A 26,899-nucleotide genomic window follows, 5' to 3' on the forward strand; every position below is an offset into this window, starting at 1 on the left:
TCGCAATGGCGAACCAACTAATCGTCACGAGCTAAGCGGCGATTCAGATATGCGGCAGGTGCCTATTGCTTGCCTTTCCACGGCACCAGCCTGCGTTCGAGCGCGCGCATGCCGAGATCGAACAGCCACGCGATCAGGCCGATCAGCACTATCCCCATCACGACCACGTCGGTGCGCAGGAAGCTCGACGCGTTGAGCACCATCTGACCGAGCCCGGCAGTGGCGGCGACCATTTCGGCCGCGACCAGCGTGGTCCAGCCGAAGCCGATCGCGATCCGCAGGCCGGTCAGGATTTCGGGCAACGCCGCAGGCAACACCACGTGCAATACCACCTGGCGGAAATTCGCGCCCAGCGACCACGCCGCGTTGATCTGCTCGACGCTCGCGCTGCGCACGCCGGCACGCGCGGCCATCGCGATCGGCGCGAAACACGCGAGCCAGATCACGACGATCTTCGCAGTCTCGTCGATGCCGAACCAGATCACGACGAGCGGCAGATACGCGAGCGGCGGCAGCGGCCGGTAGAACTCCAACGGCGGATCGAGCAGTCCACGCGCGACGCGGCTCACGCCCATCAGAATGCCGACCGGTATCGCGGTGATGCTCGCGAGCGCGAACGCGCCGAACACGCGGATCGCGCTCCACAGCAGATGCTCGGACAACGGCAAGCCGCCCTGAATGCGGCCGTGCCATGCATCGACGAACGCATGCCAGACCGCGTCCGGTGCGGGTAGGAACAGCGGTGGTATCCAGTGCAGATGAGTCGCGGTCCACCACAGCAGCGCAAACACCGCGACGCAGATCACACTGAGCCACGCGGTCGGGCCTTCACCCGGCATGCCGCGATAAGGTCTGCGGCCGTGCGCCGCGCTGCGTAGCCGGGTCGGGTTGCGCGCTGTGTCCGGACGTGTCGGTGCGTGTTGTTGCGACGAATCGATCACGCTCATCAGGCGGCCTCACGCAATGTATCGTGCAGCCGCCGCGTCAGGCGCTCGCGCCACTCGATGAAAGCCGGCGACGACTTGACCGCGCGCGCATCGCGAGTCGCCAGATATTCGCGCGCGAATGGCAGTGCGTGGACTTCGGCGATGCGTCCGGGCCCCGGTGTCATCAGTACCAGACGCGTCGCGAGAAACAGCGCTTCCTCGACGCTGTGCGTGATGAAGAACACGGTCTTGTGCGTGCGCGTCCACACGTCGAGCACGAGTTCCTGCACCGTCTCGCGCGTCAACGCATCGAGCGCACCCATCGGCTCGTCCATCAGCAATATCTGCGGATCGCTCGCCAACGCGCGCGCAATACCCACGCGCTGCTGCATGCCGCCCGACAGTGCATGGATCTTCGCGTTCGCATGCCGTTCGAGCCCGACGAGCGCCAGGGTATGCCGCGCGATCTCGTGTCGCTGCGCACGCGCGATGCCGCGAAACCGCAAGCCGAGCGCGACGTTGTCGAGCACGTCGAGCCACGGCATCAGCGCATGCTTCTGGAACACGACGCCGCGCTCGGCACCGGGTCCGTCGATGGGCGTGCCGTTGAGCCGCACCTCGCCTTCGCTCGGATCGACGAAGCCGGCGATGCAGTTCAGCAACGTGGTTTTGCCGCACCCCGATGCCCCGAGCGCGACCACGAACTCGCCGCGCTCGATGCGCAGATCGACACCCGCGAGCGCGGGCTCGCTCGCACCGGCGTAGGTCACGCGCAGTCCGCGGATGTCGAGCATGCTCATCGCGCGGCCTGCTGCGCGAAGCGCGGATTCACGGCCGCGGAGTAGTCGGGCAACACGTTCTGGATCGTGCCCTGCGTCTTCAGGAACGCCGCTGTGGCCGCGAGCGATTGCGCCGCGCCCGACTGCTTGCCGCCGCCGAGCCAGGTCGGCGACGCCTGCTCCGCGGCGCTCGGGAACGCGTACAGCGCGAGGCTCGCGGGCACGTCGGCCGGTGCCGCGCCCGACTCCTGCGCAACCGCCTGCACCTGCTGCGAAGCCGCGGTCCAGTCGGCCTTGTGATCGCGGTACAGCGCGTCCGTATCGGCGAGCACCTTGACGAGACCCGCCATGAAGGCCGCGTTGTCGCGCTCGAACTGCCGCGACGCGACAAAGCCGTCGAAGGTTGCCTTGCCGCTTCCCTTCGCGACTTCGCCCGACGTAATCAGCACCTTGCCGTTCTGCTTGACCTTCGCGAGCACGGGGTCCCAGATGTAGGTCGCATCGATATTGCCGCGCTGCCAGGCGGCGGCGACCTCTGGCGGACGCAGGTTCAGGATCTTCACCGACGACGGATCGACACCCGCCTGCTGCAACGCGACCAGCGCATGAAAATGCGACGTCGAAACATACGGCACGCCGATCGTCTTGCCCTTCAGGTCAGCGATCTTCGTCACGCCCGAACCGTCGCGCGCGACCAACGCTTCAGCGTCGTTGATGTTGTCGAGAATCCAGAACAGCGACAGGTCGACGCCTTGCGACAGGCCCGCCGCGATCGGGCTCGATCCCGCCTCACCCAGCTGGATCGAACCTGACGCCAGTGCGCGAACCACATCCGCGCCGCTGCCGAGCTTGCGATACGTGACCTTGTAGCCGGTCGCTTTTTCGACGGCGCCGGTGGCTTGCGCGTAACGCCACGGCACGACCATGTCCTGATAGCCGATCACGACTTCTCGGCTTTGCGCGCGCGCGGATGAAGCGAACGGCGAAAACGCGGCAATGCCGGCCGACGCCGCGACGAAGGCAGCGGCGCGCAACGCACGCCGCAGCTGACGGAGAGAGTGATTCATCGGAAGCCTTCGGGTTGGTCTGGATACGAAGAAGGTTCCGACTATAGGCACTTTCGACCGGCGCGGTTCCAACGAATCATGCATAGCTAATCACTGGAACGCAGCATTGCTTTTGCGTCGCGACTATCCGCCATAGCGCCAAAACTGCTTTGATTCTGAGCATTTGTTGGTTCGCTCGCGCAACCGCCCTGGTTACATTGGGGCGACCACCACACGCGACCATAAGGACAATCGATGACACCGACCCGGGGATTTTCATTCTTCACGACAGCGCGCAACGCAATCGCGACCGGCGGCGAGCGCAACCGCAGCCGACGCGGTTGGCTGAAGACCGCCGCGGCCGCGCTCGCCCTCGGCGTCTTCGGCGCAGTCCACACCGCCCACGCCGCGCCGCTCGACGAGCTGAAACTCGACTATGCGTACTATTCGCCGGAAAGCCTCGTGATCAAGCGCAACGGCTGGCTCGAACAGGAGTTCGCCGCCGACCACACGCAAGTGAAGTGGGTGCTGAGCCTCGGCAGCAACCGCGCGCTCGAATACCTGAACAGCGGCGCGATCGACATCGGCTCGACGGCGGGCCTCGCCGCCGTGCTCGGCAAGGCGAACGGCAATCCGATTCGCGCGGTGTACATCTATTCGCGGCCCGAGTGGACCGCCCTCGTCGTGCGCAAGGACTCGCCGATTAAAACCGTCGCCGATCTGAAAGGCAAGAAGATCGCGGCCACCAAGGGCACCGATCCGTTCCTGTTCACGTTGCGTGCGCTGCATACGGCGGGGCTGTCGCGCGACGATGTCGAGATCGTCAACCTGCAGCATCCCGATGGCCGCACCGCGCTCGCCAATGGCCAGGTGGACGCGTGGGCCGGGCTCGATCCGCACATGGCGGCCGCGCAGATCGACGATGGCGCGCGGCTGCTGTATCGCAACGTCGACTTCAACACCTGGGGTTTCCTGAATGCGCGCGAAGACTTCATCCGCGACCATCAGGACGCGCTCGCGCGCGTGCTGAAGGTCTATGAAAAAGCCCGGGTCTGGATCGCCGCACACCCTGATGACACCGCCAGGATCGTCGCGGAGGAATCCAAGGTTTCGCTGCCGGTCGCGAAACTGCAGTTGAGCCGCAACGACTTCAGCCAGCCTCAGCCTGGCGCCCGGCAGATTGCCGCGCTCAAAGCCGCTGCGCCGATCCTGGTCGACGAGCAACTCGTGAAGGGCGGCACCGATCTGAACGCGATCATCGATGCACTGGTCGACCCTAAAGTCGCGCAGCCGGTGATTGCGACGGCGAGCACCGGCTCCAAATGAAGCACACGCACCAGATCCGAGCCTGCCGATGAGCACCGCGAAGAACTTTTTCACGCTCGCACGGAGGGATTCGTCCTGTCCGTCGTGTAGCGAACTCGCGCATCCGCCGCGCGCGATCGACCCGCTACGACTGTGGCGCTATGCCGGTCTCGCGCTGCCGGTCGTGTTCCTGGCGGTCATCGAGCTGCTGGTGCGCGCGTCGATCCTGCCGATGCATCTGGTCCCCGCGCCCAGCGCGATTGCGCAGACGCTATGGGATCTCGGCGCGGCGCGGCTCGCGCGCCATATCGGCGCGAGCGTGATTCGCGTGTACGGCGGCTTCGCGATCGGCGCCGTGCTCGCGCTGCTGATCGGCGCGGCGATGGGCCTCAGCCGGCGCGTCGATGCCTTGCTCGACCCCGCGTTTCAGGCCTTGCGCGCGATTCCGTCGCTTGCGTGGGTGCCGATCCTGCTGCTATGGATGGGCATCGACGAAGCGCCGAAGATCACGCTGATCGCGATCGGCGCGTTTTTCCCGGTGCAGTTGAGCGTGGTGGCGGGCATTCGCGGCGTCGACCGCAAGCTGATCGAATTCGGCGAGTTGAACCGGCTGAGCCGGCGCGCGCTGTTCACGCGCATACTGCTGCCCGCGTCGATGCCGCAGATTTTCACCGGACTGCGCACGGGACTGAGCCTCGCGTGGATGTTCATGGTGGCCGCCGAACTGATCGCGGCGACGCGCGGGCTCGGCTATCTGCTCAGCGATGGCCGCGAAACCGGCCGCCCGGATCTGGTGTTCGGCGCGATCCTGTTGCTCGCGCTGCTCGGCAAACTGAGCGACGGCATGCTGAAAGCGATCGAGATACGCGCGCTGTCGTGGCGCGATGCGCACCGGGTGTCGGAGGCCGCGCGATGACTCGAGCACCTGCTTCGTTACTCGAAGTACGTGGACTGACGCGGCGCTTTGGCGAGCGCAATGTGTTCGAGAAGGTATCGTTCGCGCTGTCGCGCGGCGAGATCGTCAGTCTGGTCGGTCCTAGCGGCTGCGGTAAAAGCACACTGCTGCGCGCGGTGGCGGGACTCGATCGCGCAGCCACGGGTGCCGTGCTGATCGACGGCGTACCCTTACTCGCGCCGTCGCCGCGCGTCGGCATGATCTTTCAGGAACCGCGCCTGCTGCCGTGGCTCAGCGTGGCCGACAACATCGCGTTTGCCGCGGGGCCGCACGCGGGAGACGATCCGCGCGTCGATGCGCTGCTCGCCGAGGTGGGTCTCGCTGGCGTGCGCGACGCGCTGCCGAAGCAACTATCCGGCGGTATGGCGCAGCGCGTCGCGCTCGCGCGCGGGCTGTTCAACGAGCCGGAACTGCTGCTGCTCGACGAACCGTTCAGCGCCGTCGATGCGATCACGCGCGCGCGACTGCAGCAGTTGCTGCTCGCGTTGAAACACGCGCGCGGCACAACGGTGCTGCTCGTCACGCACGATCTCGACGAAGCACTGAGTCTGTCCGATCGCGTGCTGCTGTTGTCCCCGGCGGGCGTTGGCAGCCCGAGCCGCATCGCGCGCGAACTGCCGATTGCGCTACAGCGGCCGAGGAATCCGCGCGATGCGTCGTTGCATGCGCTGCGCGAGGTTTTGCTGGAGATGTAGCGGGGCTGCGGAAAATCGCGCTATCTGGTACGCCGGGCTTCGACAAACGCCTCGACATAATGCAGCGCCTGTTCGCACTGCTCGGGCGTGAACGCGTGAATGCTCGCAGGAACCGGATCGAAGCCAAGCTCGGTCGCGACCCACCGGATCGCTTTCGCGCGGGCTTCGAATGCGTTCACGCCATCGCGGCGCACCTTCGCGGCGACGAGCGGTTCGAGCGCGTCGTGCAGCTTGCTCTTCGACTCGCGCAACGTCGCGTCGGCTAGGCGGCCGAGCGGCAGGTTGTGCTTGCTGCGCGAATACACGCCGATCCACGCCTGACAGGCGGTGCAGATCCACAGCGGGCCTTGATCGCTGCGATACGGGTAGGACTCGTCGCCGTAACGCGCGAGCAAAGCGCGGTTGCCGCAGTAGTCGCATGACGGCTGCGGCAGTGCCTTGACGGGCTTGCCTACACGCATGGGGAGTGCCCCCGGGAGAATTCGCGGTACTTCATCGCATCGATCCGACTGGCGGAAAACGGGTGGAGCCTCACAGTTTAATGGAAGGCCCGCACCCGCAAGCAAGACCTAGCTTCTCTCTGCGATCTCCATCACGACGCGACGCCGCGCCGCCAAACCTTCCGCCGACCTCTGCCGGACCAGTTCCACCACCGCTTGCGGCGCCAGCGCCGGATCGCCCGCGTCGAACGGCGGCGCTGGCGCGTATTCGAGTTCGAGCTGGATCGCCTGCGCCTCTTCGACGCCCGCTAGTTCGGCAGCCACGGTCAGCCCGAAATCGATGCCCGCCGTGACGCCGCCGCCGGTAATCAGATTGCCGTCGCGGACCACACGCGCATGCGTCGGAATCGCGCCGAGCGGTTCCAGCAACGAGTGAAACGCCCAGTGAGTCGTCGCGCGCCGCCCGTGTAGCAGACCGGCCGCACCCAGCAGCAACGCGCCGGTGCAGACCGACGTCACATAGCGCGCGCTCGCGGCCTGCCGACGAACGAAGTCGATCGTCTGCTCGTCTTGCAACAGCGCGGTCACGCCGCTTCCGCCCGGCACACAGATCGCGTCGAGCGGCGGGCAGCTTTCGTACGTCGCGCTCGGCGTCAGCACGAGGCCGTTGCTCGACACCACCGGCTCCCGCGTCTTCCAGACCAGATGCATCGTGGCGCCCGGCACCGATGCGAGCACGTCATGCGGGCCGGTCAGATCGAGTTGCTGTACTTTCGGAAACACCAGAAAACCGATTTGGAGGCTCATAGGGATACCTTGTCGAAGGAGAAATCGAAACGCGCCATCTGTCATTTCTTCCAGTTGGACGGATCGATTCTATGCGCGTAGCCTTTGGCAGGGCTGCCATTGTTCCCTTGGTTTCTGCCACGCCTTGTCGCAGTGCAGCGCTCCGCGTTCTATTGTGCTGCTCGCCTGCCGAAAAGCAACGCATATAGATATCCACGCTTGACTAGCTGGCCCCAGTAAGCCTCGATCCGTCCAGAGCGCCGCTTAACGGAAGCCTTTCCCATTTTCGACCGAAGCGATAAGGCTACGGATGCCCTTGCCGCAGCGCCTACGCCTTTTCGCAGAACGACGGTCGCCACATGGAGTTAACGGCAGTCCTGATCCGTTAACCGGTGGCAGTCGCGGACAAAGGTCGCGACAAGGTTGTCGAGCAGGGAAAGCATTTCGTGTCAGTCAAATGATTCCGGAGCGACTGTGCCACCTTTGATCACCAAGTGCGCTGCATCCACGCCAGGCGCGAAGAAACGCCAGTCTTCCTCGTCCACTCTCCCGTCCGGTATGACCGTAAGGCAAAAACCAAGCGACAGGGAGAGCCTCACTCCGCCGGCCTCGTCCGCTGTCACTGCCTCAACTGCCGCAAGGCCATTCGCAAGCAAGACCCCCTGGAGACGATGGGTGCTCGCGTGCGCCTTCTCATCCGGCCCGCGAAGATCATCCTCTGTTGCCAGGACGCAGCCAACTTTCTCAAGTCGCCACGCACATTGGATGTGGAGCGCCCACGCACCCACATATTTCACCGTCCCTTTAAAGTTGGTAACTTGCCGCAACGGACCAAAGCTCAGCGTCAGCATGTCAGCGCCATGGTTCACTCCGCTCAGTTCCAAGCCTCGTAGCACTGACAGACGCCGCTCAATTTCGCTTCGAGTATCAATCATCGAATCATCCCTTCCTATACGGCGTGCGTTACCACAGGTTGAACATGTCTTTTGCCCGCTCCATGATTTCATGGAAGCCGAGGCCTTGGCCTGAAATTTCATCGTGGAGCTGCCGGGATTGACCGGGAGTTAAGCGCAAGATTCTGGCGACATCATCGGTCTGTCTATTTTGCGCCTGATTGTTGCGTGGCGTTCCCTGGCTGCCCGCCAGTTCTACCACGTCACCATTTTTGGCATGCGGTGTGTACTCGAACGCTTGCGCATTATCCAGTTTTTGCGGCGGGGTTTGTGAGCGTCCGCGACATTCGCACGCCCATGCGTAACCCAGAGCTTCGGCCATGGCGTAGCCGGATTTCATCTCACGAACCCTGTCAAACGGAAAAAATTCGCCGGTTTCGGCGTTCAGGGCCTGTGCGTGAGGCATCGGCGGAAAGTTTGAGTAGATTGAATAGGTGATACGGCAAAGGTCGCATTCTTCCTCGATTGTCCAATCCGTCCCACTGCTTTGCTGATTCATTTTCTCCATTGGACTCCTCATGATTGTTCAGGCGACACGACACGCTGCCCAAATGAAAGCCCCGCCGAAGCGGAGGTAGTTCTCTACTTGATAATCTTTGTAGTCGGTGTCACGCGCGGATCGTCACATAGTCGTTCGCACCCGCCTTCACATATGGGGACAAGCGTTACTGATATCTGATCGAGCGTCGCGTTGCCTTTGTCATCAATATCGGGGTCCTTGATGAGTCTCGTATCAACCCAAATATTTCCTTCTTTTATGCCAAGTTGAACCAGATAGCTTTTAAGGATCGCTGCTCGCTTTTCTGCCATATCCTTCGGGCTGCTCTCCTTCACATACCCGCCCGCGTAGACAATTCCTCTAATTTCGACGTTCGGCCATCGCCTCGCAGCAAGCACCAAATTCGCAATCCTAATACGGTCTATATTTGAGATTTCCGTCGAATTGAGAGGCAAGCTACTTGTCATATCCTCTGAAATGGTGCAGGCATTTGCGCTACCTGCGGTGGAAACAAGGTAAAACGCCAGGAGATAGCAGACTCTCAGGAAGTGAAAATTCTTTTGTAGCACAAAATGCCCTTAGTCGTTGAATCCTACGTAACACGCCAGACTGTCTGCATTTCGGATTGCTTTGGCTGGATTATCTTGCGCCCAAAATGAAAGTCCAATGGTGACCCCGTACATATCATCGGTTGAATCGAACACATCAGTGAAATGGGTGCATTCGTGAATCAGCGTCAAGACTTGGCAACCGTGCCAACCGCGCACGATCTGCTGCGCCGACGCGCCGAAGTTAAAACCCCCGCCGAAGCGGGGGCGAATTTCTATTTGACGGCCTTGCTCGTCGGCGTTATGCGCGGATCGTCGCATAGTCGTTCGCAGCCGCCCTTGCAAAGCGGCATGAGACCAACGCTTAGCTGTAGGTATCCATTGAATCCGCTGTTGTCTTGCGGATAGGGCGCCCCTTCCAGATGGGTGTCGACATATATATATTGCGACTTTACTCCAAGTTGAATTAGAAACTCTTTTAGCTGTTGACCCCTCGACTTTGCTAATTCTTCTGCGTTCTTTTCGCCGACGTAAGCGTTTGTGACGATTTGAGCCTGAATTTCAACATCGGGCCACCGGCGCGCATTTGATACCAAGTCCACCATTTTAAGACGATAGGAATTAGGAATTCCTTGATAGTTAAGTGGAACACTTTCTGTCAAATCTTCCGAAATAGTACATGCAGCCGCCTGCTGAGAAGCTGCGAACCAAAAAGCCGAAAGGACGGCGAAAGCGAATTTCTTCATGGGATCACCAGATCTTCTTTTGATTGAACTCGATTTGCGTATCGAAGTGCGCGATGTAACATGCGATGCTATCTGCGTTCCTGCAAGCCCCCTCAGGATCGTTCTGAGCCCAGTAACCGACGCCCGGACCAAAACCATACATCACATCGTCTGAATCGAATGTATCGACATAGTGCGTGCACTCATGGATGATTACCTTTAATTGGCAATTTGTTGAGACTGCAACGGGTGGCAGCGTGCAAAAATGGGGATAAATTGCAATATATCGCCTTTTCGAATCGGGCTTGCATACAGCAGCATCGTTCGTGCCCCTATCGGGAACTATCGCACAGGAAAGCTGTACAACCTTCTGTTCGTCCCAACGAATTATTTTCTCAGGTTGCAGTTCTGCATCGCGGCTGCAAGCCTTGGCAGACCAATATTCAATCTATCGCGGATATATTGATCGCTCCGGCCAAACCAGAATTTTGCACGATCCTGTGCTGACATATCCCAACGTGCAACATCTGCAATGCGCTCATTTATGAGAGTTAACGCTGCATCTCGTAAGCGCATTATTAACCCTCTAAATTCTTTATTGCTCATATTTGGACAGATAGGCGTCGTATTGATTACGACATTGGATATTGACCCAGGAGTGATATTGGTAATGGCTGTGCCGACCTCCGTCCATTCTTCATTCTCGTCGGTCTTGAAGTATTGGCTATTCTTGGTCAGAAATTCATTTGTCATGTGTTCACCAGAGATAGAAGACTTATCTGAGTCCATTGCTATTGCCCGGCAACTCGATGGAAATCTGGTTTGCGTTATCTGTCGAAACACGCTGGGTCCGCCCTTGGGAATCGGTGATACCTTTCGCGATGCCCCTCGAACCGACGCGAATCCTGTAACGCACCCCCGCCTGTCGCTTGCCAGTGGAGTCTCTTAGCTCGAACTGCTCATTGAACCGTTTGGGGGCACGCCCGCGACAATTGCACGCCCATGCGTAACCCAGCGCTTCGGCCATCGCGTAGCCGGATTTCATCTTACTGACCCTGTCAAACGGAAAGAACTCGCCGGTTTCGGCGTTCAGGGCCTGAGCGTGCGGCATCGGCGGGAAGTTTGAGTAGATCGAATAGGTGATACGGCAAAGGTCGCCTTCTTCCTCGACTGTCCAATCCGTTCCACTGCTTTGCTGTTTCAGTAGCTCCATTACACTCCTCAAGAGTTTTCAGGCGATACCTCGGGAATTAACCATCGAAACGGACCACGGTCAACCGCGTTAATTCGGGATAAGCCCGTTTTGACAACTATTTACGATTGTTTCGGACATCTCGATTTCTATTGCATATTCCTGCTGGCGCGGGACAAAAAAAGGCGGCACTGAGCCGCCTTATCGTCAGGGATCGAAACTGGTTAGTGTTGCCTCCATGAAGCACCCATAGCCGCCAGTTTCGCGTTTGCGCCTTCCATAGCGTCAGCGAGAATCGCTGCCGCGTCTTCCGGTGACAGTTGGCGCTGGCGTAGCCCCTTGCGTCGAGCGCAAGCACCGCGAACAGTTCCTGATCGCAGCGGTTGCTAGAACTTGCGACTCCCGACCCGTGGGTCGTTGTCGATTGCGATCAGACGCAGGAATTCCAGCGACATCGGCAAGCCAGTTGTCAAAGATTAACCGACCTGTACAACGCTGGTAATACCGTCTGGTAAAGTCAAAGTACGACGCCGGATACCTTATCGAAGAAGAAATCGAACTACGTCGTCTGCCATTTCTTCGAGCTGGACGGATCGATTCTATACGCGTAGTCTTTGGCAAGATTTCTTTTGTCCCCTTGGTTTCTGCCACCCCGTTCCCACATGTCCAGCGCTCCCCGCTCCATCGTGCTGCTCGCCTTCCCCAACATGCAACTGCTCGACATCAGCGGTCCGCTGCAGGTATTTGCGTCGGCCAATGAACTCGTCGCGCAGCGCGGGCTCGGCAAGCTCTACGCACCCCGCGTCGTGGCGGCCGAAGCCGGGCCCGTCACATCGTCGTCGGGACTCGCGGTGCTTGCCGCCTCACTGCGCTCGCTGAAGACGCCGCTCGATACACTGATCGTTCCCGGCGGCCGGGGCATTCGCGAGGCATCGGCCGATCAACGCCTGATCCGCTGGACGCAACGCCACGCGCCGCATTGCAGACGCGTCGCGTCGGTCTGCTCGGGCGCGTTCCTGCTCGCCGAGGCGGGCTTGCTCGACGGCCGGCGCGTCGCCACGCATTGGGCGCGTTGCGACGAACTCGCGCAGGCCTATCCGCAACTGCAAGTCGAAGCGGATCCGATCTTCATTCGCGACGGCGATATCTGGACCTCGGCGGGTGTCACCGCCGGCATCGACCTCGCGCTAGCGATGCTCGAAGACGATCACGGGCGCTCGTTGGCGCTCGACGTCGCGCGCGAACTCGTCGTGTTTCTGAAGCGCCCGGGTGGTCAGTCGCAATTCAGCGCGACGCTGTCGCTGCAACATGCCGACGACCGTTTCGGCGAATTGCATGCATGGATGACGTCGCACCTCGCAGCCGACCTGTCAGTGCCCGCGCTCGCGCAACGGCTGCATATGAGCGAGCGGAGCTTCATGCGCCACTACAAGGCGCAAACCGGTCGCACGCCCGCGCGCGCGGTCGAGCAGCTACGCATCGAAGCGGCGCAACGCTTGCTGAGTGAAACATCCTGGTCGATCAAACGGATCGCGGCGCGATGCGGATTCGGCAGCGAGGAAACGATGCGCTGCAGCTTCGTGCGTCAGCTGCGCGTGGCGCCGCAGGTGTATCGCGAGCGCTTTTCGTCGACGTGACATGCGCGGGCGGCGCAGCCGCTCGACATCACTCAGTAGCGGCGTTTGACGATCAGCGTCGCGCCCGTATCGTGAGAATGCAGAACCGCGACGCGCGCGGTGCCGGAGAACACCCAGTTGTCGACCGTCAATGACAAGCGTCGCTGCGGTGACTGGCCAATCGACAACACTGAACTGTTCATCTGAACGATGGATATTTGCGGTGCGGTAGATGGACCCATGCGTAGAGCATTCGAAGCACTCTGCGCGGCGGCATTTGCGCCCGGTTCGGACACCGGTGCGAACTCCGGTCCGGACGACACCAAGGCCTTCGCGGTGCCGAGCTGGGTATCGCGCGCAAGGTCCACGCTATAGTAATTCTCCATTTGCGCGTAGAACGGCTTGCCCCGATCCCCCTGATACTCCATCGCATAGCGCTGCTGCTCGAAGTAGCGCCGAGGCTCGGGAATGGGCGGCACGACTTCGACGGGCGACGCGACGATGTTGGCGACCATCATCGCTTGCGGCACATCGCCGAAGGGGCCTCCCGCAAACGCGTAGCCGCTCATCAAGACGAGTACCACTCCGACAATCCTCTCGTTTTGGCACGTCATCGGCATGCCTCCATGAAGGAATTGAAACGTCACATGACACGGCGCGTCACTCGAACCGCGCGCCTCGCAGCGTCGCTTGCATTCAGACATTGTAGTCAGTGATTTGCGTACCGGTAGGTCAATGTGTGAGGTATCTCGCGAGTGTGGCGAAGACCGGCAAAAGCTTCTGGTCCAAGCGTCGCGAATCGAACGATCCCCGGCAACTCTTGCGAGGTTTCCCAGGCAACTGCGCGGTCAGATCGGATACCTGCATCTTCAACCGTTGCAGCGTCAACGGTCCGCTCGCGGTAGTCAGTCGGCGCGTGTTGGCCGGCCATTGAATGCCGGCGCGATGCGCAAAGCGATCGTTTGAAAGCGCTTTCGCCAGGCGCGCGGCCATGCGAGAACGGCGTCGGGCATGAAGCGCGCGACGAGCAGCAGCAACGCGAGCAGCGCGGGACACCAGCGCAGATCGGTCGGCACGGGTTCGCGGCGGGCGAAGCGCGCTTCGAGCAGCGCATCGCCGAACGACGTCACGTTCAGCAGACGCCGGTAGTCGAGGCCCGTCTGCCGAGCCACCGAAGCGAGGTACTCACCGCGCAATTCGGACAATTCCTCGTGCGTTTGCGCCGCTACACCGGAGCCGGGCGTAGGCGGCACCTGGATCACGTCGTCGGCCTGCCAGACGCCGATCCGGTTGCCATTCGCATCGGTCTTCGGAATGGCCGCGGGCTGGTCGCCGCCGACGCCGATCAGCCAGCCCCTGATTCGCGCCGCATTGATGCCTTCCATCAGCGGGCGTGACGCCAACAGCGGCGGTGCCTCCTGCCCATCGGTGACGAACGCGATGGCCGCGCCGCCGCCGACATCCTTCGCGACGCGCACGGCCGAATACACACCGCCTTCGGCAATGCGGCTCCAGTTGGTCCAGCGCATGCGCCCGTCGATGCCGTCGAGCGACACCAGCAGCGCGTCGTAGTTGCCGCAGACTTCGACCGGCGCCATCAGCAGCAACACCCGCTGCCCGGTGAACACGCTCCAGCCGACCTTCGAGCCGCACGGCAAACGCTCGAGCGCGTCGCGCATCGCGGCCTGCGCGAACTTGAGCCGGCTGACCGGGGCGCCGCCGAGCACCACATCCTCGACGTCCATGCTTTGCGTGATGTCGAATGTGACGATGTAGTCAAACGAGTTGCGCGGCAACGTGACGTCCGGCATCGCGACCGCCGCGATCAACGCGACGAGCGCGAGCGGCGTCAATGCGTGTCGCCATTTTGCGAAGCCACGCTCGCGCCGAACGCCGCTCATGGCAGGTCCTGGCTGCGCGCGTCGCGCACTGTGACGTTGTGCTGCTCTTTCACGTCGGGTCCGGCAAGCGCGGACGGCGTTTCCGGCGCGAGCCACAGCGCGCGCTCGAGGTTGTAGCGCGCGTCCCAATCGTCGGGCGCCGCGCGCAGCGCGAGCCGGTAGCGCGCCTTGGCCTCGCCGATCATCGCCAGAGACCTGACTGTTTGCGCGTCGTCGCCGCTGCCTTCGCGCAGGTACAGATTGCCGAGATCGAACAGCGCCGCGCGGCCGACTTCATCAGGCGGGCTGCCCTCGGCGAGCAGACCGTTATAGAGCCGCGCCGCCGCGTCGTAGGAGCCCGCTTTCGATAGCGCTATCGCACGGGCCAGCTGAACCTCGCGCGCGTCGCCGCCGACTTGCTGGTCACGCGCAGCGGCGTTCGTCGCGACGATGGCCTGATTGACCCGCTCCGCGTGCTGCAGACGAACGAAGCCATACCCGGCCCACGCGGCGCAACAGATCGCCACGGTGCCGAACAGCGTGTGGATCAGCGCGCGCTTCATGCCCAGCTCCTGACCTGCAACTGGTGCAACAGCACCAGCAGCGCCGCACAGAACAGCGCGAGCACGAAACAGTACGGACTCAGATCCTGGCGAGGCAGATGCTCGACGAACGTCGTCGTTGCGTTCTGCTGCCGGTTGATCTCCGCGATCGCCGCCATCATCGCCTTCGGGTCTTCGGCCTGAAACAGCCTGTAAGGCGTCTTCAGCGTCAGAAAGAAGCGATGCAGCTGCGCTTCCGCCGAGCTTCCGCTGGCGGGCTGCGTCGCGTTCAGATCGGGACTGAAGACGCTGCTGCGCAGGTAGATGAAGTACAGCGCGATCCGGTTGCGTCGCAGTCCCTCCTCGATGCGCCGTCGCATCGTTTCCTCGAGCAACGCGCCGCCATCGGAGACGAGCACGATCGCGCGGCGGCCCGACGACAAGCGCTCGTCGAACTGCGCGATCGCCGCCAGCATGCCGCGATCGAGCTCGGTGTCCGGCATGCCGCGGCCAATCGCCGTGGCCGCGACCGCGGCCTCGATCACGCGATGGTTGTAGGTGAACGGCATCGCCAGCACCGGGTTGGTGCCGAACATCATGAACGCGAGGCGGTCGTTCGGCCGCTGCTCGACGAAGCGTGTCAGCGCCGCGCGCGCCACGTGGTTCTTGGAGTCGCCGCGCGGCGCCTCGACGCCCTTGCTGCCTATCGGCTCGTCCATGCTCTGGCTGCGGTCCATCAGAATCAGGATCTGTGCGCCGCTGCCGGTGCGCAGCACCTGCAACTGCGAGCGCCCCGGCCCCGCCAGCCCGACGACGATCGCCGCGATCGCCAGCGCCGCGCCGCCGCGGACGAGCCAGCCCGCCACGCGCCCGAGGTCGTCAGCGGGCAGCCATGCGACGCTCGAAAACACCAGCGTGTCGCTGCGCCGCCGCAGCAGCGGCAGCGCGGCGAGCGCCAGCAGCACCAGCATCCACGGAAGGGCGAAATCGAAGCTCATGGTCATCGCTGATGGCGCCTCTCCGCTCGATACAACGCACGGCACAGCGCGTGCAGCGAAAGCTCGCCGGCATTCTCGACGGCATGCGGCGCCGGCCCGAAAAAGCGCTCGGCCGAGGCCAGATAGAAACGTTCGAGCTGCGCGCGCAGCGGTTGCAGATAGGGCGCGCGCGCCAGCAACGCGGATAGCGAAGCCGCGTGCACGACCTGGCCGGCGGTTTCGTTCAGCGCGCGATGCAGGCAGACCCACGCATCGTTCGATGAAGCGGCGGGCGCCTCCGGCAGCCGTTGCATCTGCCGCCACGCCCGCGCGAACGGCAGCCGCGCCGCCTCGCGCCGATTGCGCGCCCACCACCAGCTGGCCCACACGAGCAGCGTCGCGAGCAACAGGCCGAGCGACCACGCGATCTGCCGGCGCCAGCCGGCCGTGCCCAGCATCGGCGCCTGCCGGTCGGGCCGCAGCGGCTGCAAGTCCCCGGCGGCGAACGCGGTTTGCGGCGTCAGCGGTCCGATGCTCGCCGGCCATTCGGCGACCTGCAACTGCGTGCCCGCCGCCGACGTCAGCGTCAACGCGGGCAACGTGATCTGCGTGAGCGTCTGCGGCGCATTGACGACCTGATAGCCGATCACCATCCACTTGCGGCCGTTCGCATCGGTTTCTAGCGTCACGGGCCGGCGTTCGAGCCAGACGCCCGCGCGTCCGACCGAAGGCGGCGTGACCGTACCGAGGTCGCGACCGTTGGCCTCCAGCAGCACGCGCTGCGTCAGCACATCGCCGAGCACATAGCCGAATGCGCGCGGCTCCTGAACGAGCGCGGCCACCTCGGCGGCACTGGCCATCGCGCAGGCGCCGCCGCCGCATAGCGACGCGATCAGCACGCGCAGCGCCGCCCGACGCGCGCAGCCGCCGCTCACCCCGCGCGCGCTCATACCGTCAGCTCCAGAAAGTAGCGCGACATCGCTTCCGGATCGAACGCGCCTTCGACAAAGAACGGCTGGATGCCGCGTGCGCCGAACACTGCGGCGAGTTCGTCGCGACGGCGCGCGACGCCTTCGCGCCAGCGCTCGCGCAGGCCGCGCGAGAGCCACACGCGACGCTCCTCGCCCGACTCCGCATCGTTGACGGCCAGCAGCGACGCGTGCTGCGGCGGCGTGGTCTCGGCCGCGTCCCATACGACCATCGGCACCACGCACGCATGCACCAGCATGTCGAGCACCGGCGACAGTCGCGCGAGCGGCCAGTGGAAATCGGATACCACGAACACGAGCGCCTGGCGTCCGGCGATACGGATCGCGCAACGCCGCAATCCTTCGACGGCCCCGCGTTCAGCGTGACGTTCGGCGTGACCATTCGCCTGCCGATCAGCGATATCAGTGACGCCTTCGCGCAGCATGCTCGCGAGCAGCGAGCCGGTGCCCCGTCCCGTGCGCGCCGGCATGAACAGATCGTCGCGTTCGCCGCTATCGAAGGCCAGCATGCCGAGCCGGTCGCCGACCCGGAACGCGCTATGGCCGAGCGCTTCGACAAAATCAGCGACGACCTGCAGCTTCGTTTTACGGGTGCCGAATTGCATCGACGCCGACACGTCGACGATCACGTACACGGAAACCGCGACGCGCTGCAAATGCACGCGCACGAGCCACTCGTCGCGCGCCGCGCGCAAGCTCGCGCGAAGATCGAGCCGGCGCGGGTCCGGATAGTCGAATAGCCGGCCGTGCATCGCGAACTGCTGGCCCGAGCCGAAACTCGAGCCCGGATGCGAGCCGGGCCGCGCACCGGCCGCGCGCATCGGCAGACGATAGTGGAATTCAGCGATGCCGTTCATCGTGTAAGCGCGCCGGCGGTCAGCGAGGCACGGCGACGTTCGCGACGATCCGCGCGATCAGCGCCTCGGCCAGTTCCTGGCGGCGCAGCTCGTAGATCGGCGTGAAGAACACGCGATGACCCAGCGCGGGCAGCAGCACCTCGTGGATGTCCTCCGGCAGCAGATGCGTGCGTCCCGCGAGCCACGCGACCACGCGCGCGGCCCGCACCAGTGCGCTCATGCCGCGCGGACTCGCGCCTGCGAGAATCAGCTGCTCCATGTCGACGCCGTCGAGCGCGATGCCGAAGCGCGCCGGCGATTCCGTCGCCTGCCAGATGTCGTGCACATAGCGCTCGATCGTCTCGCTCGCCTGCACGCCGTGCTGGATCGCCGCGCCGATCCGGTTCAACTGTTCCCACGCCACGATCGACGGCGTCAGTTGCGCGAGCAGGCCGTCGACATCATGGAACCTCGTGTCGAACACGAGGCTGCGCCGCGCCTCCTCGTCGGTCGGGGTCGGCATGTTCAGCTCGAACAGGAAACGGTCGCGCGCCGCCGACGCGAGCTCGAAGGTCTCTTCCTTCTCGACCTTGTTGCGGTCGGCGTACACGGTCATGTGCGGAAAGCGATGCTCGCGGCCGAACGCCCACACGGAACGCTCGGCCATCGCGCGCAGCAGCAGCGATTGCACCTGCGGGCGGGCGCGATTGATCTCATTGAAGAAGAAGGTGGTCAGCTGGTCGCCGTGGCGCAGCAGCGGGCCGGGCTCGATGCGCGGCTTGCCGTCGGCGTCGACATAGGTGTGATAGACGAGGTCGCCCGGCATCAGATCGATCGTGCCTTCGACGCGCTCGAAATCGCCGCCGACCACGCGCGCGAACGCCCGCAACACGGTCGTCTTGCCGACCCCGACGCCGCCTTCGAGCAGCACGTGGCCGCGTGCGAACAGCGCGACGTTGATGAGCCTCAGCGTTTGCTGCTGACCGACGACGACTCTCGCCACTTCGTTTTCGATCTGCTGGGCGTGAGAACGCCAGTCCTGAAGCTGCTCGCCAGAAACCATCGCTGCGATCCCCTTCCGTGGTGGCTGGCGTTTATTTGCGCGACGCCCGAACGTCGACGCGCTTCAAGACTCGCCAGCCTTCCGTTCAAGCATGGTTTATGCCGATCGCACGCGCGGGACGCAAGAGTTAAATCGAATGCGAAAAGTTGGCAGCCTGTCACGACAGACGGGTACAGACTGTGCCATCGATGCCGTCTATCACGCACCGGTCATCTGCAAGCCGACGAGCGCGCTCGCGCCGCGCCGCACGCAACGCACGCATCGCGCTACCGCTGCGCCCCGACCTGCCGTTTCGCAAACACCCCCGCAAACTGCGCATATTCCTGCTCCAGATGCACCGCCGCATGTTCGAGCAGGAACTGCCGGAACATCACGCTGGTCGGCGAAAGCTGCTTGGTGCGCAGATGCACGATCTGCCACGTTCGTACGATCGGCGTGCCGTTCACGTCGAGCAGCGCGATCTCGCCGGTGCGCAACTCCAGCTGCAGCGTATGAAGCGAGATCAGGCTCACGCCCATGCCCGCCATCACCGCCTGCTTGATCGTTTCGTTGCTGCCGAGCGTGACGGTTTTCGCGGGAGTGAACAGATGCTGACGGAACATCGCCTCGGCGGCCATGCGCGTCCCTGAGCCCGGCTCGCGCAGCAGAAAGGTGTCGTTGCTCAACTCCTGCAAATCGAAGCGGCGCGCGCCGCACAACGGATGTTGCACCGGCGCGATCACCACCTGAGGATGGCTCGCGAGCGGCTCGGCCGTCGTATCGAGTTCGGGCGGCGGGCGGCCCATGATCGCGAGATCGATCGCGTTGTCCTGCAACATGCGCAGCAGCGCGTCGCGATTGCCGACCGAGAAATGCACGTCGACCTTCGGGTACAGATGCGAGTACATCGCCAGCAGTTTCGGCGCGAAGTAGGTCGCCGAACTGACGATGCCGACGTTGATCGAGCCGCTGTCGGCCTGCTTCAGCGACATCATCGCGTCTTCGGTGTCCTTGATTTCGCCGAGGATGCGGCTCGCGTGATGGGTCAGCACCTCGCCCGCTTCGGTCAGCGTGAGCTTGCGCGCGACGCGCTCGAACAGCCGCAGGCCGACCGCCTCCTCGAGCTGATGAATCTGCATCGACACGGCCGGCTGCGTCAGATGCAGCTCCTCGGCCGCGCGCGCGAAACTCGTATAGCGGCTCGCCACGACGAAGATCTGCAACTGCCGCAGGGTCAGCGTGCGAACGAAGTTCAGCTTGACCCGGTTCGTCGCGAAACCCGCGTTCTGCATCGAAGACTCAACGGCTCGCCCGCGGCGCATTCGACGGCTTCGCCGGCACCTTGCGCGATGGCAACTTGTTCAGTGCGGATTGAAAACTCAACGACTCCGAATGCGCCGGATGCGCAAAGTCGTTGTTGGGGCCCGGCACGTCGGTGCGAATCTGCAGGACCTGGCCCGGCACCCCGTCGGCGAGCACGAACGTGTAGCGCTTGCCCGTGTATTGCGCGAAGCGCGCCCCGTTCGGATCGTTCAGATAAGGCTGCACGACGATGCGCCGCGCGCTGACCGGCTTGCCGCCGAGCTCTCCCGGCACGCTCTCGATCTGCGGCCCCGCGGCGAGCGCGAGACGCAAACGCTGCTGGAAATAGCGGCGCTGCCCGCCGGTGAGACCCTGCATCTCCGCGATGTCGCGTTCGAGGAAATAAATGATCGCCGGATTGCACTGCAGGCCGCCGATCGGCAGGTTCACGCTGCCGGTATGGTCGGTCACCTGTGCGTCGCCCTTCGCGTTGTTCTCGCTGACCACCAGCACCTTGACGACATCGGTGCTGCGCGACGGCTGCTCCGAATCGATCAGCGCGTAGTCGAGCTCGGTCTGCGCGGCGACGCCGTGCAGATGATCGGTCAGAAAAATCAGCCGCTCCGCCGGCGTGATATCGTCGCCGCCCGGCGCCGACGCGGCGCTCGCAGGGCTTGCCCCACGGCTTGCGGCCGGCGCGAGGCACAGCACGCACAGCGTCCCCATCAGCGCAGCGCGTGCCGCGCGCAGCCAGGCGCCGCGCGCGCGCGTCATTGCGATGCGTCGCCGGGCTTGCCCGACGGCGCGTCGACCGGTTTGAGCATCGGCACCTGGTAGGTCGCGAGGATGCTGTCGATCTTGTCGTGATTCGCGCCGATCCATTGATCCACCTTGTCCTTCCAGTCTTTCTCGCCGTAGCGCACACCCATCGATATCGTGTAGTCGAAGCGGATGCCGGGCTGCGGCGGGAACGGCACGAGCCTGACCGAATCACCGGCGCGCTTGGCGAAGTAGCCGGCGATCGGCCCCCACAGGAACACCACGTCGACGTTGCCCGCGGCCAGGTCGTGTTCGATCATCTGGCCAGGGTATACGCTCGGATCGCCGCTTTGCACCTGGTATGACACCGCCTGGTCGATCAGGTTGTGGCCGAGCAGCCAGTCCACCGCCGGAGTTTGCGAAAAGATCCCGAAGCGCAGCTTGTGCAGCTGATCGGGCGGCAGTTTCAGCAGGTCGTCGGGCGTCTTGATGCTCGCGAACTCGGGGCGGTTCGGCAGCACCATCGCGTAGGTCGAGCGCAGATACGGCTGCGTCGTCGACGTCATGTCATAGCCCTTCGGCACGCCGATGATCAGGTCGCAGCGATAGCGGTCGCTGCCCTCCGCCTTCTCGCGCAACGTGTGGCGCACGAAGCCCATGCGCTGCGGAAAATACGTGTATTCGAGTTTGTAGCCGAAGTCACTCGCCATCTGGGCCGCGATGCGGTTCTCATAGCCCTCGCCCTTGTCGTTCGACAACGGCATGTTGTTCGGGTCCGCGCATACCCTGAGCACGCCGTCCGCGCCGTCGTTGTTCGGCAGCGCGGGGCCATCCGCCCGGACCGCGGCGCTCGCGAGCGCCGCCCCACACAACGCGGCCGCGAGCACGCTGACATGCACGGACATGCTTCTCTTATCACGCATCGTGAGCCTCCGGAAGAATGACGGCGCGGCGTTAATTCGAGTCGATGGCATGCAGATCGCCCGGCTTGATCTGTCCATCGGAGCGTCCTTTCAGATACGCATAGAGATTTTCCCAGTTCTTCTGCATCATCTGGCTCGCGCTGAAATCGGGCATACCCTTATCTACCCGGCCGCCGAACACGGTGCGATGAAACTCGTTCTTGTCCAGCGTCTTGAACGCGTCGATCAGCGACGGCCCAACCATGCCCTGCTGCTGCGCGCCGTGACAGCGTTCGCAAGCGAGCGCGCGCCACGTCTTCCAGCCCTGCAGCGTATTACTGTCGACCTTGTTACCGTCGACTACCTTGTACGCGACCTGCGCAATCGAAGGATTGTTCTGCGCGTATCCGACGGGCAGCATGACGAGCGCTATGGGCAACGCGGTGAGCAACAGGATAGATCGGCCTTTCATGCACATGTCTCCATCTGGGAAAAAGCCGCGCCCCGATGCGTGTCAGCGACGCATCCACCAACGGGCGCGATCTGGGGGTAATTCAATGCTTTGCGCGGCTGACGGGGCGGCCGTGCCTGTTCAAGCCGCCCTGCTCGTTCAGCCTTTCATTTCAGCCGTTCGTTCAGCTCTTTTCGTTAGGAATAGCGAACACGAACAGCGTGCCGCCGAGCGCGGTGTACTTCGCGAGATCCTTGTAGCCGCCGACCGCGCCCAGACCTTCGGTCGGCTTCTCAAGACCCGCCGCCATGCCGATGCCGGCCCAGCCGCCGATGCCCGAGTACACGCCGACGTACTGCTTGCCCTGATACTCATACGTGAAGACGTTGCCGATGATTCCCGACGGCGTCTTGAAGCGCCACAGTTCCTTGCCGTCCGAGATGCGAACCGCCTTCAGGTAGCCTTCCAGCGTGCCGTAGAACGCGATGCCGCCGCCGGTCGCCAGCACACCCGACCACACCGAGAACCGCTCCGGCTTCGAGTAGATGATCTTGCCCTTGCTCGCATCCCATGCGATGAAGTTGCCCATCGCGTTGCCCTCGTTCGGGCCCGGATACATCGACAGCGTGGCGCCGACATACGGCTGCCCCGACACGTAGTCGACATCGAACGGCTCATAGTCCATACAGACGTGGTTGGTCGGCACGAGGAACAAACTCGTCTTCGGATCGAACGCCGCCGGTTGCTGGTCCTTTGAACCGAGTGCCGCCGGGCAGATGCCCTTCACGTTGTGGTCGGACCCGGCCGCCTGCGTCGAGTACGCCGCGTTGCGAATCGGCAGGCCGCTTTGCAGATCGACACGATCGGCCCAGTTCACCGCCGGGTCGTACTTCTGCGCGACCAGCAGCTGTCCGGTTTCGCGGTTCAGCGTGTAGCCGAAGCCGTTACGGTCGAAGTGCACGATCGCGGGCACCTTCTTGCCGTTGATCGTCAGGTCGGACAGGATCATTTCGTTGACGCCGTCATAGTCCCATTCGTCGTGGGGCGTCATCTGGTAGACCCATTTGGCCGTGCCGGTATTCAGGTCGCGCGCGAAGATCGACATCGACCATTTGTTGTCGCCCGGACGTTGCGTCGGGTTCCATGTGCCCGGATTGCCAGTACCGTAGTAAACAAGGTTGAGTTTCGGGTCCCACGCATACCAGCCCCACGTGGTGCCGCCGCCGAGCTTCCACTGATCGCCCTTCCAGGACTTCACCGACGAATCCGCGCCCACCGGCACCATCTGGCCGTTCGAGTACGTCATCGTCTTTTCCGGGTCGAGCAGCATTTCGTTGTCAGGGCCCGTGCTGTACGCAGTCCAGACCGGTTTGCCGGTCTTGATGTCGTACGCGATCAGACGCCCGCGCACGCCGAACTCGCCGCCCGAAATACCGGTCAGCACCTTGTCGCCGAATACGTGCGGCGCGTTGGTGTTGGTTTCACCGGCTTTCGGATTGCCGTTCTGCGCGGTCCACACCACCTCGCCCGTCTTTGCATTCAGCGCGACGAGCTTGGTGTCGGCCTGCTGCAGGAAGATCTTGCTGTCGCCATATGCGAGACCGCGATTGACGGTGTCGCAGCACATCACGGAGACGACCTGTTCATCCTGCTTCGGCTGATACTGCCAGAGGAACGTCTGATCCTTCAGGTTGACTGCAATGACTTTGTTCGGAAACGGGGAGTGGATATACATCGTGTCGCCGATCACGAGCGGCGCGCCTTCATGGCCGCGTAGCACGCCGGTCGACATGGTCCATGCGACCTGCAGTTTGCCGACGTTGTTCTCGTTGATCTGTTTGAGCGGGCTGTAGCGGTGATTCGCATAATCGCCCGCCTGGGCCGCCCAGTTGGACGGGTTTTTCATCAGTCCGTCGAGCTGCGAATCGGCCTGCGCAGCCAGAGAGCTAAAGGCTGCGGATGCGAGGATCGCGAGCCCAAGAACTACAGTGCGTAAGTTCATGTCTCCTCCAGAATTGTCCTGCTGTTCAACTCACGAATGACCCACGCTACCTCATCGCATCGTGCGCGCCTTCTCGATTGCAGGTAACGATTAACGCGCTATCCCGATTCGATGTCGGGCTTCGCGACGCATGAACGGCCAACGCATATTCCATGCCGGAATAGCGGCAACGCTGCCGCTCTTGCGCGCGGTGGGCCGCCGACCCGGCACGCGCGACCTGTCGCGGCACACGGGCGTTGCACGCCGATGCTTGCACGGCGGTAAGCTGAAGGGGTTGCGTCACGCGATGCGGCACATACTGTGTCACTTGCGTGATACGAATCGTGTCCTTTGCGAATCATGCGCCGCAGCACGGGCCTGTCACTGCAACGAAGCTTCGTTCGGCGAACGATTCGCGCACTCGAGGAGCTAACCGCCATGGCAAACACCGAGCATGTCTATACCGACGAAGAGATCCAGCAACGCCTCGTCGGTCCGCTGCAGCACTGGTATCTGGAAGATGGCTGGCTGCGGCGCAAATACCGCACCGAGGGCTGGAAGGGAACGCTGATGGTGGTCAACGCCGTCGGGCATCTCGCGGAAGCCGCGTGGCATCACCCCGATCTGACGGTCTCGTATGCGTTCGTGATCGTGAAGCTCAAAACGCACACCGCCAAGGGCATCACCGACAAGGACTTCGCGCTCGCGACGAAGATCGAATCGGTGGTCCACTGGCAGCCCGGCCACGAGGAGGGCCCGTTAGAAGGCACGCCGTCCGACGATCAGCGCTTCCGCTATATCAAGTACGACGCGCCGAAAACCGCGCAAGGCAGTTGACGCGCGCGCCTGCCGCCGGATGAAACAGCGCGTGACACAGTGCGCCTTCGGCGTCACACAGCGTCCATGCAGCGGCGAAACCGGGTGGCGCGCGGCGCGCCCGTTCAGAGGTTGCAGTGGGCCAGATCCGCTGCAGTGGCCGTTGCGCGCGCCTGGTACGGCTTTCGCTTGACGTCGCCGGACGCACTGTCGCTGGAACCCGCGACGCGATACGACGCGTTGCGCGCACCCCGCGGCCGAACCCGGTTTCGCGCACCCGCAAGGACACCTGAGGACCCTCGAGATGCCGCTTCAGCTCCGCCGCCTGCCGCCACGCGCCCCCATCACGATCGATGCGCCCGCTCGGCTGCATCTGGGCTTTCTCGATCCGAACGCGTCGCTCGGGCGCGCGTTCGGCAGCCTGGGGCTAGTCATCGATACGCACGGCACGCAGATCCAGGCGCGGCTCGCCGAGCGCGAGCAGATCGGCGGGGTGGCGAGCGAGGCCGAGCGCGAACGGATCGCCCTGAGTCTCGCGCGGCTGCAGGCTGCCTACGGGCCGGCGACCCTCGCGATCGACGTGCTGGAGGCGCCGCGTGCCCATACCGGCCTCGGCTCCGGCACGCAGCTGGCGCTCGCCGTGGGCACCGCGTTCACGCGGCTCGTCGGCCAGCCGGCGACGAGCGCCGAGCTCGCCAGTCTGCTCGGACGCGGCGCGCGCTCGGGCATCGGCATACTCGGCTTCGAGTGCGGCGGCCTGCTGCTCGATGGCGGCCCGCCCGGCGATCTGCGCCAGAGCATGCCGCCGCTGCTGTCGCGCCAGCCGTTTCCGCAGCCGTGGCGCGTGCTGCTCGTCAGCGACAACAGCCGCGAGGGCTTGCACGGCGCCGAGGAACGCAGCGCGCTCGCATCGCTCGCACCGTTTCCGCAGCGGCTCGCCGCGCATCTGTGCCATCTGGTGCTGATGCAGATCCTGCCCGGCGCCGCCGAACATAACTTCGCGCCGTTCGCGCACGGCCTCACCGAACTGCAGCAGACCATCGGCGAATACTTCGCGAGCGCGCAAGGCGGCGTGTTCGCGAGTCCCGACGTCGAGCGCGTGCTGCGCGCGGTCGCCGCCGAGCGCACCGCCGGCATCGGCCAGACCTCGTGGGGCCCGACGGGCTTCGCGGTGCTCGCGAACGCGCGCGAGGCAGAGCGCGCGCTCGCGACCGCGCGCGCCGTCGCGGGCGCGCTGCCGCATATCGAATGCAGCGTCGTCGCGGGCCGCAATAGCGGCGCGGCGATCAGCGGCGCCGAGGTGCGCGCGCCGCACATCGACGCCGCATGATGCGCGGCCCCGCTCAGGTCGCCGCTCAGGTCGCCGGTCAGGCCGCCGCTCACCTGACGCGCTGCCACGCGCAGCGCGGCGTTGCCCCGCGCCTTCCCGAGACTGCCACTACAACGAGCCCCTGCCATGTCAGAAACCATTGAAAGGCCCTACATCCTGCACATGTTCACGGCCACGCCGCAGATGAGTCCGTTCGACGTCAATATGGCCGCCGACGCCGGCTACCAGGTCATCGTGCCGTATTGCAACGTCGAAGCCGGCATGGTCGCGAACCTCACGCAGGACGCGATCTTCTCGCGCGGCCCGAAGGGGGTGTCGCGCACCGGCATCTTCATCGGCGGGCGCGACGTGATGCAGGCCGTCGCCATGCTCGACACCGCTCGCCGCGCGATGGTCCCGCCGTTCGAGGTCTCCGTGTTCGCCGATCCGAGCGGTTCGTACACGACCGCGGCCGCGCTCGTCGCGCTGGTCGAGCGGCACCTGGGCAAGCAGCACGGCGTGGAACTCGGCGGCAAGTCCATCGGCCCGATCGAGCCCGCATGCACGAAGCGCAGATCGCCGATAGCGCAGGTGAGTTGCTCGGCGAAACCGATCAGATGCGCGCGGCCGTGCGCGCCGATGAACAGC

32 protein-coding genes are annotated in these 26,899 nt (G+C 63.7%); 7 read left to right on the forward strand and 25 right to left on the reverse strand.

The window, feature by feature from the left end; translation table 11 throughout:
- Positions 1 to 62: 62 nt before the first annotated feature.
- The 3 genes from AB4Y34_RS10990 to tauA are packed head-to-tail and all read right to left on the reverse strand — an operon-like array spanning position 63 to position 2,772.
- The gene (locus tag AB4Y34_RS10990; RefSeq protein ID WP_176379674.1) at positions 63 to 947 is read right to left on the reverse strand and encodes an ABC transporter permease subunit; all 885 of its coding nucleotides are present in this window, start codon (positions 945 to 947) and stop codon (positions 63 to 65) included.
- On the reverse strand, positions 947 to 1,726 hold the full coding sequence (locus AB4Y34_RS10995; protein WP_176107539.1) for a taurine ABC transporter ATP-binding protein: 780 nt from the start codon (positions 1,724 to 1,726) through the stop codon (positions 947 to 949). The genes AB4Y34_RS10990 and AB4Y34_RS10995 overlap by 1 nt, the downstream gene beginning before the upstream one ends.
- Positions 1,723 to 2,772 (reverse strand): taurine ABC transporter substrate-binding protein, encoded by a 1,050-nt coding sequence (gene tauA / locus AB4Y34_RS11000; protein ID WP_176379675.1) that lies wholly within the window; start codon positions 2,770 to 2,772, stop codon positions 1,723 to 1,725. Before tauA ends, AB4Y34_RS10995 begins: the two co-directional genes overlap by 4 nt.
- A 234-nt stretch (positions 2,773 to 3,006) precedes the next feature.
- Between tauA and AB4Y34_RS11005 the strand changes: the two genes are divergently transcribed.
- The 3 genes from AB4Y34_RS11005 to AB4Y34_RS11015 are packed head-to-tail and all read left to right on the forward strand — an operon-like array spanning position 3,007 to position 5,706.
- Positions 3,007 to 4,077, forward strand: a complete 1,071-nt coding sequence (locus AB4Y34_RS11005; protein WP_368716029.1) for an aliphatic sulfonate ABC transporter substrate-binding protein — start codon at positions 3,007 to 3,009, stop codon at positions 4,075 to 4,077.
- Between the two features lie 28 nt (positions 4,078 to 4,105).
- Complete coding sequence (locus AB4Y34_RS11010) at positions 4,106 to 4,972, forward strand: ABC transporter permease (protein ID WP_176379677.1); 867 nt, start codon at positions 4,106 to 4,108, stop codon at positions 4,970 to 4,972.
- The gene (locus AB4Y34_RS11015) at positions 4,969 to 5,706 is read left to right on the forward strand and encodes an ABC transporter ATP-binding protein (RefSeq protein WP_176379678.1); all 738 of its coding nucleotides are present in this window, start codon (positions 4,969 to 4,971) and stop codon (positions 5,704 to 5,706) included. Before AB4Y34_RS11010 ends, AB4Y34_RS11015 begins: the two co-directional genes overlap by 4 nt.
- A gap of 20 nt (positions 5,707 to 5,726) precedes the next feature.
- Here the strand turns inward: AB4Y34_RS11015 and AB4Y34_RS11020 are convergent, their stop codons facing one another.
- The 10 genes from AB4Y34_RS11020 to AB4Y34_RS11065 form a co-directional block, all read right to left on the reverse strand.
- Positions 5,727 to 6,167 (reverse strand): zinc-finger-containing protein, encoded by a 441-nt coding sequence (locus tag AB4Y34_RS11020; protein WP_176107534.1) that lies wholly within the window; start codon positions 6,165 to 6,167, stop codon positions 5,727 to 5,729.
- 108 nt (positions 6,168 to 6,275) lie between these two features.
- Positions 6,276 to 6,953, reverse strand: a complete 678-nt coding sequence (locus AB4Y34_RS11025) for a DJ-1/PfpI family protein (protein WP_368716030.1) — start codon at positions 6,951 to 6,953, stop codon at positions 6,276 to 6,278.
- Between the two features lie 428 nt (positions 6,954 to 7,381).
- Positions 7,382 to 7,867 carry a hypothetical protein gene (locus AB4Y34_RS11030; RefSeq protein ID WP_176379680.1) on the reverse strand — a complete coding sequence of 162 codons (486 nt, stop codon included), beginning with the start codon at positions 7,865 to 7,867 and terminating at the stop codon, positions 7,382 to 7,384.
- A 28-nt stretch (positions 7,868 to 7,895) separates the two neighbouring features.
- The gene (locus AB4Y34_RS11035) at positions 7,896 to 8,393 is read right to left on the reverse strand and encodes a hypothetical protein (protein WP_368716031.1); all 498 of its coding nucleotides are present in this window, start codon (positions 8,391 to 8,393) and stop codon (positions 7,896 to 7,898) included.
- 74 nt (positions 8,394 to 8,467) lie between these two features.
- A complete protein-coding gene (locus tag AB4Y34_RS11040; protein ID WP_368716032.1) occupies positions 8,468 to 8,953 on the reverse strand; it encodes a hypothetical protein in 486 nt (161 codons plus the stop codon).
- A 9-nt stretch (positions 8,954 to 8,962) separates the two neighbouring features.
- Positions 8,963 to 9,253 (reverse strand): M35 family metallo-endopeptidase, encoded by a 291-nt coding sequence (locus AB4Y34_RS11045; protein ID WP_368716033.1) that lies wholly within the window; start codon positions 9,251 to 9,253, stop codon positions 8,963 to 8,965.
- Positions 9,208 to 9,678, reverse strand: coding sequence for a hypothetical protein (locus tag AB4Y34_RS11050; protein WP_368716034.1), 471 nt, complete (start codon positions 9,676 to 9,678; stop codon positions 9,208 to 9,210). Before AB4Y34_RS11050 ends, AB4Y34_RS11045 begins: the two co-directional genes overlap by 46 nt.
- Positions 9,679 to 9,682: 4 nt before the next feature.
- On the reverse strand, positions 9,683 to 10,105 hold the full coding sequence (locus AB4Y34_RS11055; RefSeq protein WP_368716053.1) for a M35 family metallo-endopeptidase: 423 nt from the start codon (positions 10,103 to 10,105) through the stop codon (positions 9,683 to 9,685).
- Positions 10,045 to 10,410, reverse strand: a complete 366-nt coding sequence (locus tag AB4Y34_RS11060; protein WP_368716035.1) for a hypothetical protein — start codon at positions 10,408 to 10,410, stop codon at positions 10,045 to 10,047. The genes AB4Y34_RS11055 and AB4Y34_RS11060 overlap by 61 nt, the downstream gene beginning before the upstream one ends.
- Positions 10,411 to 10,432: 22 nt before the next feature.
- On the reverse strand, positions 10,433 to 10,870 hold the full coding sequence (locus AB4Y34_RS11065; RefSeq protein ID WP_368596949.1) for a hypothetical protein: 438 nt from the start codon (positions 10,868 to 10,870) through the stop codon (positions 10,433 to 10,435).
- A gap of 641 nt (positions 10,871 to 11,511) precedes the next feature.
- Between AB4Y34_RS11065 and AB4Y34_RS11070 the strand changes: the two genes are divergently transcribed.
- Positions 11,512 to 12,486: a GlxA family transcriptional regulator gene (locus AB4Y34_RS11070; protein WP_368716036.1), complete on the forward strand. Its 975-nt coding sequence runs from the start codon at positions 11,512 to 11,514 to the stop codon at positions 12,484 to 12,486.
- 32 nt (positions 12,487 to 12,518) lie between these two features.
- Here the strand turns inward: AB4Y34_RS11070 and AB4Y34_RS11075 are convergent, their stop codons facing one another.
- The 12 genes from AB4Y34_RS11075 to AB4Y34_RS11130 all read right to left on the reverse strand — a co-directional run bounded on the left by AB4Y34_RS11075 (position 12,519) and on the right by AB4Y34_RS11130 (position 24,147).
- Positions 12,519 to 13,049, reverse strand: a complete 531-nt coding sequence (locus AB4Y34_RS11075; protein ID WP_368716037.1) for a hypothetical protein — start codon at positions 13,047 to 13,049, stop codon at positions 12,519 to 12,521.
- A gap of 321 nt (positions 13,050 to 13,370) precedes the next feature.
- Positions 13,371 to 14,366, reverse strand: coding sequence for an MxaL protein (locus AB4Y34_RS11080; RefSeq protein WP_368716038.1), 996 nt, complete (start codon positions 14,364 to 14,366; stop codon positions 13,371 to 13,373).
- Positions 14,363 to 14,908, reverse strand: coding sequence for a tetratricopeptide repeat protein (locus tag AB4Y34_RS11085; RefSeq protein WP_368716039.1), 546 nt, complete (start codon positions 14,906 to 14,908; stop codon positions 14,363 to 14,365). The genes AB4Y34_RS11080 and AB4Y34_RS11085 overlap by 4 nt, the downstream gene beginning before the upstream one ends.
- Positions 14,905 to 15,891 carry a vWA domain-containing protein gene (locus AB4Y34_RS11090; protein WP_368716040.1) on the reverse strand — a complete coding sequence of 329 codons (987 nt, stop codon included), beginning with the start codon at positions 15,889 to 15,891 and terminating at the stop codon, positions 14,905 to 14,907. The genes AB4Y34_RS11085 and AB4Y34_RS11090 overlap by 4 nt, the downstream gene beginning before the upstream one ends.
- Entirely contained in the window at positions 15,888 to 16,814 is a 927-nt protein-coding gene (locus AB4Y34_RS11095) for a calcium incorporation protein MxaA (RefSeq protein WP_368716041.1), read from the reverse strand. The genes AB4Y34_RS11090 and AB4Y34_RS11095 overlap by 4 nt, the downstream gene beginning before the upstream one ends.
- Entirely contained in the window at positions 16,811 to 17,710 is a 900-nt protein-coding gene (locus tag AB4Y34_RS11100; RefSeq protein WP_368716042.1) for a DUF58 domain-containing protein, read from the reverse strand. Before AB4Y34_RS11100 ends, AB4Y34_RS11095 begins: the two co-directional genes overlap by 4 nt.
- A 19-nt stretch (positions 17,711 to 17,729) precedes the next feature.
- Positions 17,730 to 18,752, reverse strand: coding sequence for an AAA family ATPase (locus AB4Y34_RS11105; protein ID WP_368716043.1), 1,023 nt, complete (start codon positions 18,750 to 18,752; stop codon positions 17,730 to 17,732).
- Between the two features lie 266 nt (positions 18,753 to 19,018).
- On the reverse strand, positions 19,019 to 20,023 hold the full coding sequence (locus AB4Y34_RS11110; protein WP_368716044.1) for a LysR family transcriptional regulator: 1,005 nt from the start codon (positions 20,021 to 20,023) through the stop codon (positions 19,019 to 19,021).
- A 7-nt stretch (positions 20,024 to 20,030) separates the two neighbouring features.
- The gene (locus AB4Y34_RS11115) at positions 20,031 to 20,807 is read right to left on the reverse strand and encodes a hypothetical protein (RefSeq protein ID WP_368716045.1); all 777 of its coding nucleotides are present in this window, start codon (positions 20,805 to 20,807) and stop codon (positions 20,031 to 20,033) included.
- Complete coding sequence (locus AB4Y34_RS11120; protein WP_368716046.1) at positions 20,804 to 21,715, reverse strand: substrate-binding domain-containing protein; 912 nt, start codon at positions 21,713 to 21,715, stop codon at positions 20,804 to 20,806. The genes AB4Y34_RS11115 and AB4Y34_RS11120 overlap by 4 nt, the downstream gene beginning before the upstream one ends.
- A gap of 31 nt (positions 21,716 to 21,746) precedes the next feature.
- Positions 21,747 to 22,166, reverse strand: coding sequence for a c-type cytochrome (locus tag AB4Y34_RS11125; RefSeq protein ID WP_176379694.1), 420 nt, complete (start codon positions 22,164 to 22,166; stop codon positions 21,747 to 21,749).
- A 163-nt stretch (positions 22,167 to 22,329) separates the two neighbouring features.
- The gene (locus tag AB4Y34_RS11130) at positions 22,330 to 24,147 is read right to left on the reverse strand and encodes a methanol/ethanol family PQQ-dependent dehydrogenase (protein WP_368716047.1); all 1,818 of its coding nucleotides are present in this window, start codon (positions 24,145 to 24,147) and stop codon (positions 22,330 to 22,332) included.
- 417 nt (positions 24,148 to 24,564) lie between these two features.
- Here AB4Y34_RS11130 and AB4Y34_RS11135 point away from each other — a divergent pair, with 417 nt between their 5' ends.
- The 3 genes from AB4Y34_RS11135 to AB4Y34_RS11145 all read left to right on the forward strand — a co-directional run.
- Entirely contained in the window at positions 24,565 to 24,963 is a 399-nt protein-coding gene (locus AB4Y34_RS11135; protein ID WP_176107517.1) for a 4a-hydroxytetrahydrobiopterin dehydratase, read from the forward strand.
- Between the two features lie 283 nt (positions 24,964 to 25,246).
- The gene (locus AB4Y34_RS11140) at positions 25,247 to 26,272 is read left to right on the forward strand and encodes a beta-ribofuranosylaminobenzene 5'-phosphate synthase family protein (protein ID WP_176379695.1); all 1,026 of its coding nucleotides are present in this window, start codon (positions 25,247 to 25,249) and stop codon (positions 26,270 to 26,272) included.
- 126 nt (positions 26,273 to 26,398) lie between these two features.
- A partial coding sequence (locus AB4Y34_RS11145; protein WP_368716048.1) for a methylene-tetrahydromethanopterin dehydrogenase N-terminal domain-containing protein occupies positions 26,399 to 26,899 on the forward strand: 501 nt, incomplete at its 3' end.

It is taken from the genome of Paraburkholderia sp. BR10954 (assembly GCF_040965775.1).
GTDB classification, from domain to species: Bacteria; Pseudomonadota; Gammaproteobacteria; order Burkholderiales; family Burkholderiaceae; genus Paraburkholderia; species Paraburkholderia youngii.